At 38.7% G+C, this 18,434-nt stretch carries 14 protein-coding genes and 1 other annotated feature; all 14 genes read right to left on the reverse strand.

The features are described from left to right. Positions 1–21: 21 nt before the first annotated feature. Positions 22–666 carry a hypothetical protein gene (locus tag CRI88_RS07565; RefSeq protein ID WP_058844888.1) on the reverse strand — a complete coding sequence of 215 codons (645 nt, stop codon included), beginning with the start codon at positions 664–666 and terminating at the stop codon, positions 22–24. Between the two features lie 199 nt (positions 667–865). Beyond that, the gene (locus tag CRI88_RS07570; RefSeq protein ID WP_101966530.1) at positions 866–2,116 is read right to left on the reverse strand and encodes a bifunctional folylpolyglutamate synthase/dihydrofolate synthase; all 1,251 of its coding nucleotides are present in this window, start codon (positions 2,114–2,116) and stop codon (positions 866–868) included. Then, on the reverse strand, positions 2,113–3,393 hold the full coding sequence (locus CRI88_RS07575) for a bifunctional folylpolyglutamate synthase/dihydrofolate synthase (protein WP_180957786.1): 1,281 nt from the start codon (positions 3,391–3,393) through the stop codon (positions 2,113–2,115). Before CRI88_RS07575 ends, CRI88_RS07570 begins: the two co-directional genes overlap by 4 nt. Before the next feature lie 327 nt (positions 3,394–3,720). Continuing rightward, positions 3,721–3,879, reverse strand: a complete 159-nt coding sequence (locus CRI88_RS22765; RefSeq protein WP_230593861.1) for a hypothetical protein — start codon at positions 3,877–3,879, stop codon at positions 3,721–3,723. A gap of 226 nt (positions 3,880–4,105) precedes the next feature. Continuing rightward, on the reverse strand, positions 4,106–6,751 hold the full coding sequence (locus CRI88_RS07585; protein WP_036124012.1) for a valine--tRNA ligase: 2,646 nt from the start codon (positions 6,749–6,751) through the stop codon (positions 4,106–4,108). 81 nt (positions 6,752–6,832) lie between these two features. Beyond that, positions 6,833–7,091, reverse strand: a binding site (T-box leader). 272 nt (positions 7,092–7,363) lie between these two features. Next, positions 7,364–8,038: a valyl-tRNA synthetase gene (locus tag CRI88_RS07595; RefSeq protein WP_170829907.1), complete on the reverse strand. Its 675-nt coding sequence runs from the start codon at positions 8,036–8,038 to the stop codon at positions 7,364–7,366. A 171-nt stretch (positions 8,039–8,209) separates the two neighbouring features. Next, on the reverse strand, positions 8,210–8,656 hold the full coding sequence (locus tag CRI88_RS07600) for an SRPBCC family protein (protein WP_036124000.1): 447 nt from the start codon (positions 8,654–8,656) through the stop codon (positions 8,210–8,212). A gap of 307 nt (positions 8,657–8,963) precedes the next feature. Then, entirely contained in the window at positions 8,964–10,256 is a 1,293-nt protein-coding gene (gene hemL, locus CRI88_RS07605; protein WP_089934695.1) for a glutamate-1-semialdehyde 2,1-aminomutase, read from the reverse strand. Continuing rightward, on the reverse strand, positions 10,257–11,237 hold the full coding sequence (hemB, locus tag CRI88_RS07610) for a porphobilinogen synthase (protein ID WP_036123992.1): 981 nt from the start codon (positions 11,235–11,237) through the stop codon (positions 10,257–10,259). Further along, positions 11,234–11,995 carry a uroporphyrinogen-III synthase gene (locus tag CRI88_RS07615; protein WP_089934694.1) on the reverse strand — a complete coding sequence of 254 codons (762 nt, stop codon included), beginning with the start codon at positions 11,993–11,995 and terminating at the stop codon, positions 11,234–11,236. The genes hemB and CRI88_RS07615 overlap by 4 nt, the downstream gene beginning before the upstream one ends. After that, complete coding sequence (gene hemC / locus CRI88_RS07620; RefSeq protein ID WP_089934692.1) at positions 11,985–12,917, reverse strand: hydroxymethylbilane synthase; 933 nt, start codon at positions 12,915–12,917, stop codon at positions 11,985–11,987. The genes CRI88_RS07615 and hemC overlap by 11 nt, the downstream gene beginning before the upstream one ends. Before the next feature lie 18 nt (positions 12,918–12,935). Continuing rightward, complete coding sequence (locus CRI88_RS07625) at positions 12,936–13,748, reverse strand: cytochrome C assembly family protein (RefSeq protein ID WP_231745107.1); 813 nt, start codon at positions 13,746–13,748, stop codon at positions 12,936–12,938. A 197-nt stretch (positions 13,749–13,945) separates the two neighbouring features. Continuing rightward, a complete protein-coding gene (gene hemA / locus CRI88_RS07630; protein WP_036123975.1) occupies positions 13,946–15,310 on the reverse strand; it encodes a glutamyl-tRNA reductase in 1,365 nt (454 codons plus the stop codon). A gap of 197 nt (positions 15,311–15,507) precedes the next feature. Next, complete coding sequence (locus tag CRI88_RS07635; protein WP_101966532.1) at positions 15,508–18,429, reverse strand: VWA domain-containing protein; 2,922 nt, start codon at positions 18,427–18,429, stop codon at positions 15,508–15,510. Positions 18,430–18,434: the final 5 nt, after the last annotated feature.

Consider the following 18,434-nt stretch of genomic DNA (forward strand, 5'->3'; position numbering starts at 1 on the left):
TACTTTCGCGATCTTTTATGCTTAAAACTTCACCTGAAGACATGTATTTTTAGATTGATAATGCGCAAAAACATGCAGTCGAATAATGTTAACATCGTTGGAAATAGTAGAGGCAGCCGCTCCAATTGATTGCCAATCCTCTGGTAATGTAGAGTCCTTTCCATTTTCTTTAAAATTTAATTTTGTAGCTTTTTTGTCTGCTAAGGCTGTTGGCAGTTCTGCAAGTGTTGGTTCCTTACAGCTTGCGCCACTGACAGTAAATGCTTTTTTAAAGGTTGCGGGTTCCTGTAAAAATTCTAGCTGACTTTCTTCTGTTACCATGCTTGTCCATACATAGAATTTTCCATCAACCTGAACAATCGCACTCTCTTTTAATGCTGGGTATTCCGCAACAAAAGAACTGGCACTCTCATAATTCGAATACACACCTGCTTGACTGGCAAAAAACATAGGGGCATTAGATGTATTGGTTGTCTCACCGGCAGTTGGAATCGTCTCTGTTTTTGATTGATTATTTGCTACTTCACTACCATTTATCTTTAACGGTAACTGTGTACTGGCCTGTAACACGCCTAAAAAAATCGCCACACCTAATAAACCAACAAATCCACCAATAATCATTGCTCGAAATATTTGTTTTTTTATCACATGACTTACAATTTTCATGCATCTATCACCTCACCCTTCCACCGATCTATCCAACTAGTAGCGTTGCAAAAATTCGATGACTCAATATGATATAAGTATATGTAGATTACGAAGTGTAAATGCGAGTTAATTGTGATTTGCTACAGAACTGTTGAAAGGAAAACATGGTCTCTAGCTATAAAAAAACTAGGACTCCCTCTCAAGAGTCCTAGTCGGTTTATTCTTTTAATCTATTACGTACCGCTGTTAGTAAATACAATGAGCCAGATACGATTGTTCTTTGCTGACTTAGTGACTGCGCCTGTAAAAAAGGTACATAATCCACAAGGACAGCTTTGGATGCTGCATTGGAAAGGGTTAGCATTTGTTGCGCAGTCATCGCTCGCGGATTGTCAAAATCAACAAAATAAAAATTATCGCTGACCTGCTCAAAAAGGCGGAGAATCTGCTGTACGTCTTTATCTGCTAATATACCGATAACAAATGTTATGCGCTCATTTGGAAACTCACATTGAATCGTTTCCACTAATTTTTCCGCACTTGCTGGATTATGAGCACCATCTAAAATAACACAGGGCATTATTTCTTCAAAACGTCCTAAAATAGTAGCCCTTTGCACTGCCTGACGTATAGCTACTTCACTCGTAGATACATCTAATACAGATGCCACTTCAAAAAATGCTGTAATGGCAAGTGCCATATTATTCGCTTGATGTGTTCCCTTCATAGACCGAGTTAGTTTTGCTATTTGAAACTGTTGCACTACATTGGTATAGCATTCTCCATCAGCTGTTGATTTGACAGTAAAATGTTGACCTAATGCTAGAACATTGGCATTTTTCCGAGCGGCTTCATCATCAACAATACGCTTAGCTTCATCTGGTAAATCACCTATAATGACAGGGCGAGATCGTTTAATAATGCCTGCTTTGTGACGGGCAATATGGGAAAGCGTATCTCCTAAAAATTTTGTATGTTCTAACGCGATGCTTGGGATAATGGAGACAATCGGTGTTACCACATTCGTGCTATCCAGTAACCCACCCATACCTGCTTCAATAAGCGCGATATCCACGTGCTCATTCACAAAATGTAAAAATGCAGCTACAGTTAGTAATTCAAAATCCGTTAGTTTTTCACTAAGCTCTGCCTGTTGCATTTGTTGAAAAACTCGATCCATTTCAGCTTCCGTTATAGGGTGACCAGCTATTTGAATTTGATCATGGACATCCACTATACATGGAGACATAAATTTGCCTACGCGTAAGCCATGTTCTTGAGCAATTGCCTCCAGAAACGTTAACGTAGATCCTTTACCATTTGTGCCTGCTAAGTGGACAACACGCAATGTTTGCTCGGGGTTTCCTACTAAGGACAAGGCCTCTTCAATCGCCTCAAGACCAGGTTTAATCACATCATCGCTTTTGACATGCCATTTTTCTTTATAATGATCAAGTTTTGGAATCATTGTCCTTCCTCCTCTAGCCATTGTCGAACTTCCGCTATAAAGTATAAAGAACCTGTAATGACCACAATATCCTCTTCATGGCGTTCATGTAGTACAGTTTGAACAATTTCTAGCCATTCTTCGTGATGTGTTTTATGTGCATGTGTCGATAACATCGCTAAGCTCTCGGCAGGCATTGCATTGGGCAGGTTTATTTGCGTAAAAGCAATTGAAATCGCCACAGCATCCATTAGCTCTATACTGTTGGCATGATCCTTATCAGCCAATGCTGCATAAATGAATCGATATTGGTTGTTAGGATAGACATCCTTGAGTGTTTGGATTAGGGCAGCTGTACCTTCTGAATTATGAGCGCCATCTAGCACAATATGATTCGGCCATTGCTCGAAACGGCCAGCCCACTGTGCGCGTTGTAGTCCTTGACGAATTGTATCATCAGCAAAGGAAAGGTATCCGTCTTCACGTAATAAAAGTAGAGCCGTAATAGCAAGACTTGCATTATTAATTTGATGGGGACCAGCCATTTTTAAAGGTACATCCATCATCACGACCTGTTCTTTTTTATATGTAAATTGCTGATAATCTGTGCCTTGCTCACTATTTGTCACCGTAAAATCTTGTCCTAAAACGAAGCATGGTGCGTGTCGTTCCTCTGCCGTGGCTTTAATAACAGCTAATGCCTCCTCATTCCTAACTCCTACTACAACTGGTACGCCTCTTTTGATGATGCCTGCTTTTTCACTGGCAACCTTTGCGAATGTATCACCTAAAAATGCAGTATGCTCTAGCGAAATCGTTGTAATAATCGCTAAAAGCGGCGTGACGACATTGGTCGCATCTAAACGTCCTCCAAGCCCTGTTTCAATAATCGCTATATCTACTCCTTGATGGGCAAAATATTGAAACATAATCAGTGTGACTACCTCAAAAAAGCTGGGAAAATCGCCATTGTATTGTTCTTCTATAATTTTGGCTAGTTGATTGAAATAGGCTAAAAATTGCTCATCCGAGATTTGCTTGCCGTTAATAGTCATCCGTTCATTGACTCTCTCCAAATGCGGGGACGTAAATGCTCCTACTTTGTAACCCGCATGTTGTAGCATTTCTCTTAAGGCATTCACCGTAGAGCCTTTGCCATTTGAACCTGCCACATGAATTACACGTAGTTGATTATGCGGATGACCTAAATGGGCAAGTACTTCTCGCATGAGGACAAGTGGTGCACGTTTATGATCAACTGCTTTTAATGTAAAGATAAATTTTGTACATTCGTTCATTGTGTTAAACAAAAGAAACACTCCCTCTTACTGCAATACCTTTATTTTAGTACAAGTAATGTTTAATAACATCGTTAAATAGCAAAACACTCGAAAAAACACGCTGCTAGCGACTGCGTGTTAGTTTTATTTTTTCAATTAATGTACTTGGTGAGCATCTAATAGAACCCCCATATTGTCAATAGCGGGAGAATATTTGGACGTTGTACTCATTCAAAGGGGTTTTTAACATTTAAATATCGAAATTCGAGCAATACTCATTTATTTTTTGAATCGTTAATAAATCTGTACGTGATAACTGGATACAATTCTGTTGAGGTTTATTTGCTAATAGAGCACACGTCCACTGGCATTAAATAAACGATAATACTTTGCTTCTAATAATTTCAAAAGATTCGTTTCTATCAGTACCCTTGCACTTACAAAATCTAATTCATCACATGCTTTATTGACTTTCGTAATAATTGTGGCAATGTGTCCTGTCAACCTCAACACCTCCACTTTTCATACAATAGGCTCTACAAAAAGGGGGCTAGCCATCCCAATTCACCAAAACATTCAGGTTTTTTATCCTACTGAACGAATGATAACACTAATCTATTAGACTTATTATTTCGAATAACACTATATTTTAACCTAATTACACACATACCTTTTGCTCCATATAAAAAAGAAGCAATGGATGACTTTACAGCCATCCATTGCTTCCTCATTACATATTTTTTAATTCTTCTAAACGTTTTAACACAACAGCATGCTTGCTTTCATAATCTGCTAATTTTTCACGCTCTGCATTGACTAACGCTTCAGGTGCTTTCGATACGAACTTCTCATTTGATAACTTACCAGTAACAAGCTTTACTTCTTTTGCCCATTTCTCTAACTCTTTTTCAAGGCGAGCAATTTCTTCCTCTAAGTTAATAAGACCAACAAGTGGTAGGAACACTTGCGCTCCTGTGACAACAGCCGTCATTGATTGACCTGGTGCCTCTAAACCTTCACCAATTGTGAGGGTATCAGGATTACAGAATTTTTCTAAATAGCCTTGATTCGCTTCAAGAACAGCTACTGTTGCTGCATCTTTCGCTGAAATAAATAGCGGTACTTTTTTGCTCATCGGTGTATTCACTTCCGCACGAATATTACGTACTGAACGTATAATATCCATTAGGAGCTTCATATTATCTGCTTCATCAGCAAAATGAAGATCCGCACGTACTGTTGGCCATGCAGCCACTGTAATCGATTCACCTTCATGTGGTAAGTGCTGCCAAATTTCTTCTGTAATGAATGGCATAAATGGATGTAATAAACGCATTGTTTGATCCAGTACGTAAGCTAAAATAGAACGAGTAGTCTTTTTAGCTACTTCATCCTCACCATAAAGTGGTAATTTCGCCATTTCAATATACCAAGAACAGAAATCATCCCAAATGAAATTGTATAATTCACGACCAACTTCTCCAAATTCATAACGTTCTGCAAGAGAAGTTACACGTTCAATCGTTTCATTTAAGCGTGTTAAGATCCATTTGTCAGCAACGGATTTTTCACCTGTTAAGTCGATTTCATCATAGGTCATACCGTCCATATTCATAAGTGCGAAACGTGATGCATTCCAAATCTTATTGGCAAAATTCCATACTGCCTCTACTTTTTCAGTTGTATAGCGTAAATCTTGACCAGGTGATGAACCAGTCGCTAGGAAATAGCGTAAAGAGTCTGCACCGTATTGCTCAATAACATCCATTGGATCTACACCATTACCAAGTGACTTACTCATTTTACGACCTTCGCCATCACGTACTAAACCGTGAATTAACACATCTTTGAATGGGCGTTGACCTGTAAATTCAAGGCCTTGGAAAATCATGCGAGATACCCAGAAGAAAATAATATCATATCCCGTTACTAATGTGCTGGTTGGGTAATAACGTTTATATTCTTCATTTGCCTCATCTGGCCAGCCCATTGTAGAAAACGGCCAGAGCGCAGAAGAGAACCAAGTATCGAGTACATCTTCATCTTGCGTCCAATTTTCGGAATCAGTTGGGGCTTCTTTTCCTACGTAAACTTCGCCTGTTTCATTATGATACCAAGCTGGGATTTGATGGCCCCACCATAATTGACGAGAAATACACCAATCACGGATATTCTCCATCCAACGAGAATATGTGTTTTCAAAACGAGCTGGGACAAAGTTTACTTTCCCTTCTTCATCTTTTTGAAGCTCGAGGGAAGTGTCAGCAAGTGGTTGCATTTTAACGAACCATTGTGCTGAAAGGTATGGCTCAACAACAGCACCAGAACGTTCAGAGTGACCTACTGAATGCATATGCTCTTCAATACGAATCAGCACGCCTGCTTCTTGTAAATCAGCAACAATTTGCTTACGGCATTCAAAACGATCCATCCCTTTATATTTGCCAGCAAGATCATTCATTGTACCGTCTTCATTCATCACAAGAATGCGCTCTAGGTTGTGACGATTTCCAACTTCAAAGTCGTTCGGATCATGGGCTGGTGTCATTTTTACAACTCCAGTACCAAATTCCTTATCAACATAGTCATCAGCTACAATCGGAATTTCACGACCTACAATCGGTAAAATAACTGTTTTACCAATTAAATGCTGATAGCGCTCATCGTTCGGGTGAACAGCTACCCCAGAGTCACCGAGCATTGTTTCAGGACGTGTTGTAGCAACTTCTACATATCCTGAGCCATCCGCTAAAGGATATTTCATATGATAGAATGCACCTTGCACATCCTGATAAATTACCTCAATATCAGATAATGCTGTTTTCGCTGCTGGATCCCAGTTGATAATACGTTCGCCACGGTAAATTAAACCTTTTTCATATAACTCAACAAAAACTGTTTTAACTGCATCTGAAAGACCTTTATCTAGTGTGAAACGTTCACGTGTGTAGTCTAAACCAAGGCCAAGCTTTGCCCATTGATCACGAATATGTCCAGCATATTCTTCTTTCCATTCCCATGTTTTTTCAAGGAATTTTTCACGGCCTAAATCATAACGTGTAATATTATCCTCACGCAGTTTTGCTTCTACTTTTGCTTGTGTTGCGATCCCTGCATGGTCCATACCTGGTAACCAAAGGGCATCATAGCCTTGCATGCGTTTCATACGAGTAAGGATATCTTGTAATGTTGTATCCCAAGCATGCCCAAGATGTAATTTACCTGTTACGTTCGGTGGTGGAATAACGATGGAATAAGGCTTTTTCCCACTTTCAGGCTGTGCCTCGAAAAATTTCCCTTGTAACCACCATTCATAGCGACCGGCTTCAATGGACTGTGGGTCATATTTAGTTGGCATTGAAATGTTTTCTGTCATCTTGACTCCTCCTATTGTTTGAAGACTATTGGTAAAGAAATGCTGTTCATTTTTTTACCCAATAAAAAAACTCCTCTCGTCTAAAAGGACGAAGGAGTTTTAATTCGCGGTACCACCTTTAATTCCAGCAGCGGTTAAGATCAATGCTAAATGACACATTTTCTCAGCCTTCCCTACTGGCTCTTAATTCGGTAACGGTGTTTAACCGGCTTTAACTACTGTTAGTTCACTAAAGCTGCTCAAGGGCTACCTTCAATTAAGTACAAATAGAAACTTCTCAGCTACCGTTTCCTCTCTGAAAATGTAGACATAATTTACTCTTCCCTATCATAGCATCTGTATTTGATTTTCCTTATTGTACCGCAGAATCGTGTCATTTTTCAAGTGATTTAGTCATCTTTTAGTAAGAGTAAAGTAAATAGAAAAGGAAGTGACAATTCAATGCGTCGACGCAAGTATAACCCTTGGCTTTTACCTCCTTGGCTACGACAAGTTCGTTTTTATTGTAGAACCATTATTGTGCCAATTTGTGCTTTTCAGTTTATCCGTGTCATTATTGTGCCAACATCAGGCGATTTAGTCTTCTTATTGCTCCTACTACTTCTCTGCTATTTACTTTTGAAAGACATCATTTGAAACACGGACTTTAAGCGGTGTATACTCTTCTGTTAGGTCCCAAATCATGGAAGGCACTTCATGCCAAGTGCTGGATTCACGTACAACAATATGGCTTGAGGATTCTCTCATTACTATCTTTTGGTCAACTGTTGTAGAGGTCTCTTGGCGTGAAGCTGCTGCTACTGCGGTAGGTTGTTTCACTTGAACACTTTCCTCGATCACAGCCATTTTTTCTTCTTGATCGAAAGCATGAGCCATTAGGTGTGGATTGTCTAAAGTATCATTTTCAACAACGGGTTCATATTCGTTAAAAATACTTGTAACTGTCCACTCAAGCTGACACATCTGATTCGACAGACTAGGGCGAATATCTTTGACCATTAAATCTTTGACATCCGATTCTTTTGGTAAATCCACATGTAAAGGGACAGCATACTCAAAATAACCAGTATCTCCTTGGACATCAAGGGCATCAATTGTAATTAAATTATCATCACCTGTAAATGCTTGCATATCTTGAAAATCAAAACGAACATGTGCCGTAATATGGTAGATGCCCATTAATCGAAGTGAATCCTCTAACTGCATGGCTTGCCACTGTGGTTTAATTTGTACAGCAGCTAATTCTGTTGGGCAACCATATCCAGGAAAACAAAATGTTTCTCGCATATTCCAAGTTTTTTGTTCGATAATAATCCCTCCCTTTGCATCATATGACGATTTAAAGGATAGTATGCTAGTGTGTTTCAAGTTGAACATAATTATAAATAGATACTACTAGAAAAATGGCATGCTAGAATATTACTTCTAGCATGCCATTTTCATGGATGTTCTTATCATTTAAACATTGACTAATTTAATTTTATTAGCTACACGATCTGTTAGCATTTGTGTTGCCTTTGGTACAATCGGTTTAAAAATCGGATTTAACACAGGGCCAGCTAAGCCGCCAGCAACGACTTCTAAAAAACCTGTCATTTTTGTGTTTTCAGCATCAATGCTTTCTGCAAGGAAATAGCCATTTCCAGTGAAATTATCAGAAAGACCCTTTAATTCGAATGTAACTTTTGATGGTGCTACCCATTCTAAAATTGTAATTTCTACTTGTACCGTTTTTTTCAAAACGCCAACATTGCCTTTAAAAGTCCATGTTGAATGTTTGTCATCAATCATTTCGTGTGTATTATAACCTGGGACAAGCTTTGCCCATTTTTCCATATCACTGACGAATTCCCATACATTATCAATTCCTACGGGTACTTCGACCATGTGTGTGCCAGTTGCCATATTAATTCACTACTTTCTATTATGAATAGCTATATTATAAACGATATCGCCCACAATTTGGCCATGCTGAAAGATATAATTTTAACAAAAACAGGTCCTTCATCCAGTATAGAAGTTCTTATTTGCTAGTTAATATATGCTATACTTTCTCTTTTGCTCATTCATTGCTCAAGTACTAGAATGACTTCCATCATAGAAAACCATTAATCGTAAGCGCTTGCGGTTTTCTGTCTCTGTCGCTTCACTTTAAGCTGAATTAAGCTAAAAAAGGCACGCTAGATTTGTTTCTAGCATGCCCTAAACTTTGTTATCTTGCTAATTGTGCAAATACTTTATGGAAGGCATCCACTGTTTTAGCCATATGTTCTTCCGTATGTGCTGTGGAAATAAATAATCCCTCAAACTGAGAAGGTGGTAGGAAAATCCCTTCCTCTGCCATCAGGCGGAAGTATTCAGCGAATAATTGTAAATCAGATGATTTAGCAGAAGCAAAATCAATAACATCTTCATTCGTAAAGAAGAAACCAATCATAGAACCAGCACGATTAACTGTGTGCGGAATATTGTATTTTGTTGCGGCTTCACGGAAACCTGCTTCCAGCAGATCACCTAATTTTTTAAAGTAATCATACGTACTATGGTCTAAGCGTGATAACGTTTCGTAGCCGGCTGTCATCGCTAATGGATTCCCAGATAGTGTACCTGCTTGATAAATAGGGCCAGCTGGTGCTACTTGCTCCATAATCTCTTTTTTCCCAGCAAACGCTCCTACTGGCAGACCACCACCGATTACTTTTCCTAAAGTAGTTATATCAGGCGTGACATCAAAATAGCCTTGTGCACAGCCATAATCTACACGGAAACCTGTCATAACCTCATCAAAGATTAATATTGCACCGTGCTCCGTTGTAAGGGCACGTAGACCTTCTAAGAAACCTGGCTGTGGTGGTACAACCCCCATATTCCCTGCAACTGGCTCCACAATGACTGCTGCTAGCTCTGCACCAAATTTCTCGAACACCGTTTTTGCCCCTTCTAAATCGTTGTAGGCAACTGTTAACGTATTTCGAGCGATATCTGCCGGTACACCAGGGCTGTCAGGTAAGCCTAATGTGGCTACACCAGAGCCAGCCTTAATCAATAAGGAATCACCATGACCATGATAAGAGCCTTCAAATTTTAAAATCTTATCACGTCCAGTAACACCACGAGCTACACGTAAGGCAGACATAGTAGCCTCTGTTCCTGAAGAAACAAAGCGAATCATTTCCATACCTGGCAGACGATCTAAAACTAATTGAGCTAAACGATTTTCTGTATAGCTTGGCGCACCAAAGGAAGAGCCTTTTGCTGCTGTGTCAGCAATTGCTTTCACTACCTCTGGATGAGTATGGCCTAAAATCAGTGGCCCCCAAGATAATACATAATCAATATATTCGTTGCCATCAATATCTTTAATAATAGCACCGTGGCCAGATTCCATGAAAATCGGATCCATATTTACTGATTTGAATGCACGTACTGGGCTACTAACGCCACCCGGCATTAATTGAACAGCTTCAGCATAAGCTTGCTTTGATTTTTCGTAAGAACGTGTCATTTATTTCTCCTCCAACCAACGTGCAGCATCTTTTGCATGATACGTAATGATTAAATCAGAGCCTGCACGTTTCATACCTAATAATGTTTCAAGCACAACTTTTTTCTCTTCAATCCAACCATTCATAGCAGCCGCTTTAATCATTGCATATTCACCTGAAACATTATACGCAACAAGCGGTAATGGATAGTTATTTTTCATATCTCGAATAATATCTAAATAGCTAAGGGCAGGTTTTACAATTAAGAAATCTGCGCCTTCTTCGATATCTGACTCTGCCTCACGGAAAGCCTCTAAACGGTTCGATGGATCCATTTGGTAGGACTTACGATCACCAAATTGCGGTGCACCATCTGCAGCGTCACGGAACGGACCATAGTAGCTAGATGCATATTTGACTGCATACGACATGATTGGAATATGCTCAAATCCTGCTTCATCTAGACCAGCACGGATTGCTGTAACAAAGCCATCCATCATATTAGATGGAGCAATAATATCTGCACCAGCTTTTGCTTGTGACACAGCTGTACGGGCTAACACATCTAATGAAGGGTCATTTAAAATCTGATCGCCTTCAATTAAGCCACAATGTCCATGGTCTGTAAATTCACATAAGCATGTATCGGCAATGACTAATAGCTCAGGATGACGTGCTTTAATAAGTCGTGTCGCTTCTTGAACAATGCCATGATCATGGAACGCACCTGTTCCAACAGCATCTTTTTCAGCTGGTAAACCAAATAAAATAACCGCAGGAATTCCTAATGCTACAACCTCATCAATTTCAGCTTCTAGTTTATCCAATGAAAATTGAAAAACGCCAGGCATTGAATGTACTTCATTTTTAATATTTTCGCCTTCAATTACAAAAATAGGATAGATCAGGTCCTCTTTATGTAAGTATGTTTCTTTTACCATTGATCTCATCGTTGCATTAGCACGCAAACGACGATGTCTTTGAAATTGTAGTTTTGTCATGATTTGTCCCCTACTTTCATAATTTCTTCGATAACTGCTTGCATGGTATATACACTTGGCATAATCTCCACAGTAGCACCGTATTGTTCAAGAGCCGCTTCCGTAATATGACCAATGGCTGCAATACGAGTTGCTCGCCAGCCAACATGTGATGCTACATCCCTTGCATACACATCAACAGCTGATGGACTAGCAAAAATGACCGTGACATCTTGATGTTGCTCGATGCATTTGAGAATAACTGAGGTTTGATCATGTCGTTCCCTCGTTTCATAAACAGTCCACTCTTTTACTTCAAAGGGCAGTCCATTCTTCAGCGTACTTTTCGCCTTCTCTCCACGAATAAACAAACATCTCGGAAGATTACCTGCTACACTCGGAAATTCTTGGACGAAAATATCAGCACTAAATACAGAAGGCATAAAGCTCACTTGAAATCCTAGCTTTTCTAATGCTGTCGTTGTTTTTGTTCCAATGGAAGCAATTTTCCCTTGGAAGTGATCGGCATTCAAATGATGCCGCAGCATTTTACGAGCAAAAGCATCGACAGCATTTTGACTCGTAAAAATAAGCCAATCAAATTGATTCGCACAATTCAATCGTTCAGTATCATGATTGTCTAATCGTTCGCATGTTTCAATTAATGGGGCAATGATGGCATGGCCACCTAAAGCTGTTATATTGTCGACAATGGTTGTTGTCTTAGATGTCCCCGTTAAAAGGATCGTTTTACCTTTTAGGGGTAAATTACTTGGCATCTTGCTCTGCCTTTACACGTTGAATTAGTTCGAAAGCGCCCTGTTCTGTTAAAATAGCAGCCAGCTCTTCCCCAATTTTTTGTGCGTCTGTTCCTACTACTGTTTCCTTATACAAAACAGAAGCATCTGGAGCTGCGACAAGGCCAGTTAATGTCATTACGCCCCCATTTGAAGTGGCATACCCAGCGATTGGTACCTGACAGCCACCATCCATTGCTGCCAAAAAGGCACGTTCCGCATGTGCCTCTTGCCAAGTGAATGGATCCGTTAATTTTCCTAACTCAGCTAATAGCTCCGTATCATCTCCACGACATTCAATACCAAGAGAGCCTTGCGCTACTGCTGGCAGACAATGTTCTACAGGTAAAAACTCTGTGACTACATCATCACTCCAGCCAAGACGTTTCAAACCAGCGGCTGCTAGAATAATTGCATCATATTCCTCTGTCTCCAACTTAGCTAAACGTGTATCAACATTTCCTCGAATCCATTTAATCTCGATATCTGGGCGTACTGTTAATAGCTGTGCACTGCGACGTAATGAACTTGTCCCAACTACCGCTCCCGCAGGAAGTTCTGCAAATTTAACATGACCTTTCGAAATAAAGGCATCACGTGCATCTTCACGTGGAGGAATGCAACCAATCACTAACCCTTCTGGCAACACAGCAGGCATATCTTTCATAGAATGGACAGCAAAATCAATTTCTTTATCGTAGAGGGCTTGCTCAATTTCTTTCACAAACAATCCTTTTCCCCCTACTTTTGAAAGCTGCACATCTAAAATTTGATCCCCTTTTGTTACGATCTCTTTTACTTCAAATTCGAATGGGGCACCAGCCGCTTTTAATTCATTAATGAACCAATTTGTTTGAGTTAGCGCTAGCTTACTTCTCCTAGAACCTACAATAATTTTTCTCAACAGTCTCCAACCTTTCTTCTAATACCATAAATGGAATCGCGATAAACTACTTCCTAGGAAGAAGTTCACAACAACTAATAGATAGGCATAAATATGTACCCATGCATAAGTTGTTCCTGTCAGCTTGCTTTTGCGATTCACATATAGGATAAAGCAATACAAAATTAAAATAATGAAGGACCCTATGATTTTCGAATCGAAAATCGAAAGACTCTCTAATGTTAATAGTGCCCATTCAAACCCTAATATTAAACTTATAAATAACATCGGAATCCCAATAAAAAATGAAATATTCATCCAGCTACTCGTTTGCTGTAGGGATGGTAATCTTGTCCATAAATGTGTCCACTTTTTCTTTTTCAGTAAACGATATAGAACGAGATACAAAATGGCAAACACGAATGTTAAAGTGAACGCTGCATATGACAGTATCGCAAATGATATATGAATAAAAAGCATTTCCGAAATTAATGTCTCTCCGACGGCTCCTGTAGGGCGTTTAGGCATAAATGTAAAGATACTAGCGAATAAAAATCCTAGTATATTAATAATAAACACCGGTAAGTCCACCTTCGCAATACAGTGAAGGATAATCGATAACGTCACAAGTAACCAGGAATAAAATAAAATTCCCTCGGACAAGGATAGAATCGGAAAACGCTTTGTTTCCACAAATGTTAAAATAATAATGGCACTTTGAATCACCCATACAAATGAAACAAGCCAAAAAGCAATGCGTCTTGCTCGTACTTGCTTATAAAAATAATCAGTAAAGTAAAAAACTAGACTGATCGCATACAAGACGATCATCACTTCATATAGTCTCGTCATGGTCAAATCAGCCAATAGACATCCCTTCTTTGTAGTAAAATGGTCAAGCTAGTATCTCTCAGAAAACAAAAAAAACGTTTTCGTATCCTTAGTTTACCATACAGATACGAAAACGCCTCTTGTAATATCAGTAGAGAATCCAATTGCGCGAAGTACTTACGTACAACCATTTTGGCTACGCGTACACATTGGATATTTTAGAAAGAGTACTTTGGCTCAGCAGAAGTTTGAGATGCCTTTGAGCGTTCTTTACGCTCAAGATCTTGCTTTGTCATCTCCTGAACTTCAACTTCAACAGCCTCTTCTATACCAAAAATTTGTTGGAATAAACGTAACTGTTCATTTGCTTTTGGTTCATTTGCCAATTCTTTAGCTTGTAAAATTGGCTCTTTTAACAATTGATTGATAATAGATTTTGTATGTTTGCTTAAAATTTTACGTTCACGATCCGTTAAATCTGGCATTTTATTTTCGATACTAATCATCGTCTCTTCTTGAATACGATTAGCTTTTTTACGTAACGCTGAGATGACTGGTACTACACCAAGCGTTGCTACCCAATCTTTAAATTGGTCAACTTCTTTGCCAATCATATCTGTAATATCAGCAGCAGCACGTTCACGCTCTGCTAAATTCGCTTCAACAATACCTTGTAAATCATCAATATCATATAAGAAAACATTTGGTAAGTCGCCTACTCGTGGATCAATGTCACGAGGAACAGCAATATCAACCATAAACAAAGGTTTTCCTTTACGTAAACGTTCCACAAATTGCATCAGCTCATAATCAATAACAAAATCTGTTGCACCTGTTGAAGTGATTAAAATATCCGCCTCTAAGAGAGAACATTGCAATTCCTTCATTGACTTGGCTTCTCCGTGGAATTTAGCTGCTAAAGTTTCTGCTTTTTCAAATGTACGGTTGATGACAGTAACTTTTCCTACACCACTACCGTAAAGATTCTCAATAGCAAGTTCCCCCATTTTTCCTGCACCTAAAATAGCTACATGCTTACGTTGTAAAGAGCCAAAAATTTTCTTAGCTAATTCAACGGCTGCATAGGAAACAGATACTGCATTCTCACCAATCGCTGTTTCATTATGTGCACGTTTTGCAAATGTTACCGCTTGTTTAAATAGCTGATTATAAACCGTACCTGTTGTACCAATCTCTTGTCCACTTAAAAAGCTTTTTTTTACTTGCCCTAAAATTTGCGTTTCACCAAGAACCATTGAATCAATTCCAGCTGTCACTTTAAATAAATGTTCGATTGCCTCATCTTCTTCACGAATCGTTAAATACGAAGAAAATGTCTCCACAGGCAAATCAAACCATTTGGCTAAAAATTGTTTCACAAAATGACGTCCAGTATGCAATTGATCCACAACAGCATATATTTCTGTACGGTTACAAGTCGAAACAATAACGTTTTCTAAAATACTTTTTTGCTTTTGCAGCGCTTCCATTGCTTGTGGTAGTTCACTCTCAATGAATGATAACTTCTCACGTATTTCAACAGGCGCTGATTTATAATTCAAGCCTACTACGATGGTATGCATGAATAACACCTCACACGTTCTAATTCACAAATCTCATTATAGCACAGTTCGACAATAGTTCATCACTAATTTGTGAACATGTCATGAAGAACTGCAATTCGTCATCCACATTAGAATTATTATAAACTAAGTGTAACAAATTATACGTCTTGTTTCAAATTAAAAAACTGCCCCACTGTTTGGGGGCAGTTTGCTTATTAATTTGTAATTGTAACTGTTTGTAACGCGATTATATTGCCATCTTTATCATATGCCACAAACTGGATTTCATTATTGACTTTAAAGTCCTGCATCGTTTGTACAGTTTTCGTTAACATATAAACATGATCACTACGCTTTTGTAATTCAAATTGGACATCTCCACTAATCGAATTGTAGCGTACATTCATCTTATCAACGTTTTGACAATTACCATCAACTCGAGCGCTCATTGTAAGATAGCCTTTTCGTAGCGAAACGCTTGTTTCTTCAAATAAATCTTCCGGGTTGATACAGCTTGAAGCAGGTGTTTTACATAAAATAGTATCAATTAACTTCTGGAACACTTGATGCAATTTTAGATTATCAATCGCATGGAAATATGCTCCGCCAGTTTCTGTAGACAATTGCATTAATGTGGCATCATTTACTTGTGATTTTTTGCCCATACTTACAGTGTACACTTTAACGCCTTGCTTTTTCGCCTCATTAATAACCTTCGTCATTTTGGTTTTACTTGTTTTACCGTCAGATACTACGACAATCGCTTTGGCTGTTTTTGTATCATTTGAGAATTTTGTTAGTGCGATATCAATACCAGCAAAAATATCTGTCGCACCCTTCTCTTTGGATGCTTTGTAAAGATCTTTCTTCAGCACAGCATCTGTCGTCCCTTCACCAAGAACCGTTGCTTTTGTATTCGTTTCGATGACGATATTATTTTTTGCTTTCAATTGATTGATCAGCTCAATCATTTTTTTGCCACGATAATTCGTTGGATCAACTGCCTTCATAGAAGAAGAATAGTCGACTACATAGGCAATCTCTGTTGCTAACGAACATGAATTTTTACTAAAGTATGGATTAGTAAAAATATCTTTCGTTACTGTTTTATCTTTTAAACCCCTTAAAATTGTTGCATAGCGAGGATCTATTGGATTAACGAGTGTTGCCTCCACTTTTGATTTTCCATAAATAACTGAGTCAAAGTAGGCTACGGCCGTACCTGGGCTACCTGTATTATTTAATGGATCTGAAGTATTCGTAATGAATGAAGCTGTTTTTTCCACGCCATCATACTTAATTTTAACGGTTCCTTGATAATCCGTCACAGGCTCTCCACCAGGGCGAACTAAAGTCACCATAACTTTTGTATATCGATCTTTCCCAGATGGTCTTGAGGCTGCATCGGCACTTTCTTTCAATGCATCTACACGTTTTTTGTAGGCCTCTACTTGCCCAAGTAATTTCCCGCCTTGATATTTTAATAACACCGTACGGTCATAGTTACTTAAGTTAGTGAAGATAGCATAAATTTTCATCACACTATCATAGTGCTCTAATGTTAGATTTTTTTCATCTGGCATTTCTTTCATAAGTTGAATAATGGCGCCGACCGGATTAATATTTTCAACCTGTGATGCAATATCATCATCAATCCCTTGAACGCGATAAATTGGACGACCGTCTTCCGAAATCATATACATGATTTCAGTTTTAGCAGGTGTAGTCACAGAGTCGAGAAGACGACCTTTTATTAGTTCTTCAAATAAGAAAACGGAAATATCATAGTTTTCAAATTGTAATATTGCATGTTCATACCCTAATGCTGGATATCTAGGGTCAGATCCACCATAACGCAAATAGACATTTTGTACATTCCCCAAAGCATCTGTTACATTTGTTTGCTGCCCAATACTAAATAGCTTTTTATCCCCATCATAAGCAAAAGGAATTGGATCATACACATCAATTAAGTTTTGTGTGAAGAACTCTGGCAATTTTTCATAAGGGATATATGGAGGTGTCACATTGCCATTATCATCATCTGAATTTGCAGGATCATATACTTGATAATCAATACGTAATTCTGGCTGTGGTGCGTAACGAACTTCTGCATTTAGCTTCTCCCCAACAAGACATTTCATAGCTGGATCTGTATTATTCACTAGCTCAAAAGAGATAGTATCACGTACTGATTTAGTTAACGATGGTGCGATAACGATAGCTGATACAGTCGAGCCGTCAGATTGGACAGTTTTAACTGCTTCTCCAGATGTATCAACGATTGTGCCGTAAGATGACGTAACTTTGAACGTATACGATTTATCATCCGCAATCGGGTCACCATTACAAGCCTTTAGCGATACGGTCACAAGTGTAGAATCTACATCGTTCGCAATTAAATCTGGCTTTTCCACCACAATGCTTTGCAATGCATTATTAACATTGCTAGGACCAGTAAAATCATTGGAATTATCCTTTGGTACTTCAAAATCAGAACTGTTGGAGCCCATGAAACCAGGCGGTAAAGTGATACTGTCATTATCACGACCTGCTGCACTACGTTTTAATCCTTGTACAGCAAAATTGCCATTTTGAACAGCTCTATATAAAAAGGTTGCAACATCACCACGTGTTAGTTTAGTAGAAGGATTAAAACTAGCAAATGTTTTTTTGCCTGAACTACTTGTAGATAGTTCATTTGAATATAAATATTGTACAGCCTGTGGTTCATCTAAATCTAAGCCTTTAAAGGCAGCATAAATTCGAGCAAATTGGCCACGTGTAACGGCTTTTGTTCGATTAGCATTCACATTTGTACCATTAAACGGTAAATAAAAATCACTATAGAAATTATAAGCAACACTATCAATATATGATAATGCATAGTTACGATCCAGCTTAGCAAACATCAAGATAAGCTCTCGTTCCGTTACTTGTTCATTTGGTAAAAAGTTATTGGCATTGTTCAAAGACATTAGGTCATTGTCAACTGCCCAAGAAATAGCCTTATAATTATTGCTATTTGTAGGAACATCTTTAATTGTTGGAGCTGCTTGCGTGACGACAGGCGTTGCTGTCATCAGTATTAGCATGAAGCAAAGCGTAGTGAGCAGTGCTTTTTTTGCATAGGTCATTTTTG

It is taken from the genome of Lysinibacillus fusiformis (assembly GCF_002845985.1).
GTDB classification, from domain to species: domain Bacteria; phylum Bacillota; class Bacilli; order Bacillales_A; family Planococcaceae; genus Lysinibacillus; species Lysinibacillus fusiformis_D.

What these genes read in the sequence shown, in the direction of transcription:
- CRI88_RS07565 (WP_058844888.1), bottom strand. Translation starts at nt 666, where the DNA reads ATGAAAATTGTAAGTCATGTGATAAAAAAACAAATATTTCGAGCAATG.
- CRI88_RS07570 (WP_101966530.1), bottom strand. Translation starts at nt 2,116, where the DNA reads ATGATTCCAAAACTTGATCATTATAAAGAAAAATGGCATGTCAAAAGC.
- CRI88_RS07575 (WP_180957786.1), bottom strand. Translation starts at nt 3,393, where the DNA reads ATGAACGAATGTACAAAATTTATCTTTACATTAAAAGCAGTTGATCAT.
- CRI88_RS07585 (WP_036124012.1), bottom strand. Translation starts at nt 6,751, where the DNA reads ATGACAGAAAACATTTCAATGCCAACTAAATATGACCCACAGTCCATT.
- CRI88_RS07595 (WP_170829907.1), bottom strand. Translation starts at nt 8,038, where the DNA reads ATGCGAGAAACATTTTGTTTTCCTGGATATGGTTGCCCAACAGAATTA.
- CRI88_RS07600 (WP_036124000.1), bottom strand. Translation starts at nt 8,656, where the DNA reads ATGGCAACTGGCACACACATGGTCGAAGTACCCGTAGGAATTGATAAT.
- hemL (WP_089934695.1), bottom strand. Translation starts at nt 10,256, where the DNA reads ATGACACGTTCTTACGAAAAATCAAAGCAAGCTTATGCTGAAGCTGTT.
- hemB (WP_036123992.1), bottom strand. Translation starts at nt 11,237, where the DNA reads ATGACAAAACTACAATTTCAAAGACATCGTCGTTTGCGTGCTAATGCA.
- CRI88_RS07615 (WP_089934694.1), bottom strand. Translation starts at nt 11,995, where the DNA reads ATGCCAAGTAATTTACCCCTAAAAGGTAAAACGATCCTTTTAACGGGG.
- CRI88_RS07625 (WP_231745107.1), bottom strand. Translation starts at nt 13,748, where the DNA reads ATGACGAGACTATATGAAGTGATGATCGTCTTGTATGCGATCAGTCTA.
- hemA (WP_036123975.1), bottom strand. Translation starts at nt 15,310, where the DNA reads ATGCATACCATCGTAGTAGGCTTGAATTATAAATCAGCGCCTGTTGAA.
- CRI88_RS07635 (WP_101966532.1), bottom strand. Translation starts at nt 18,429, where the DNA reads ATGACCTATGCAAAAAAAGCACTGCTCACTACGCTTTGCTTCATGCTA.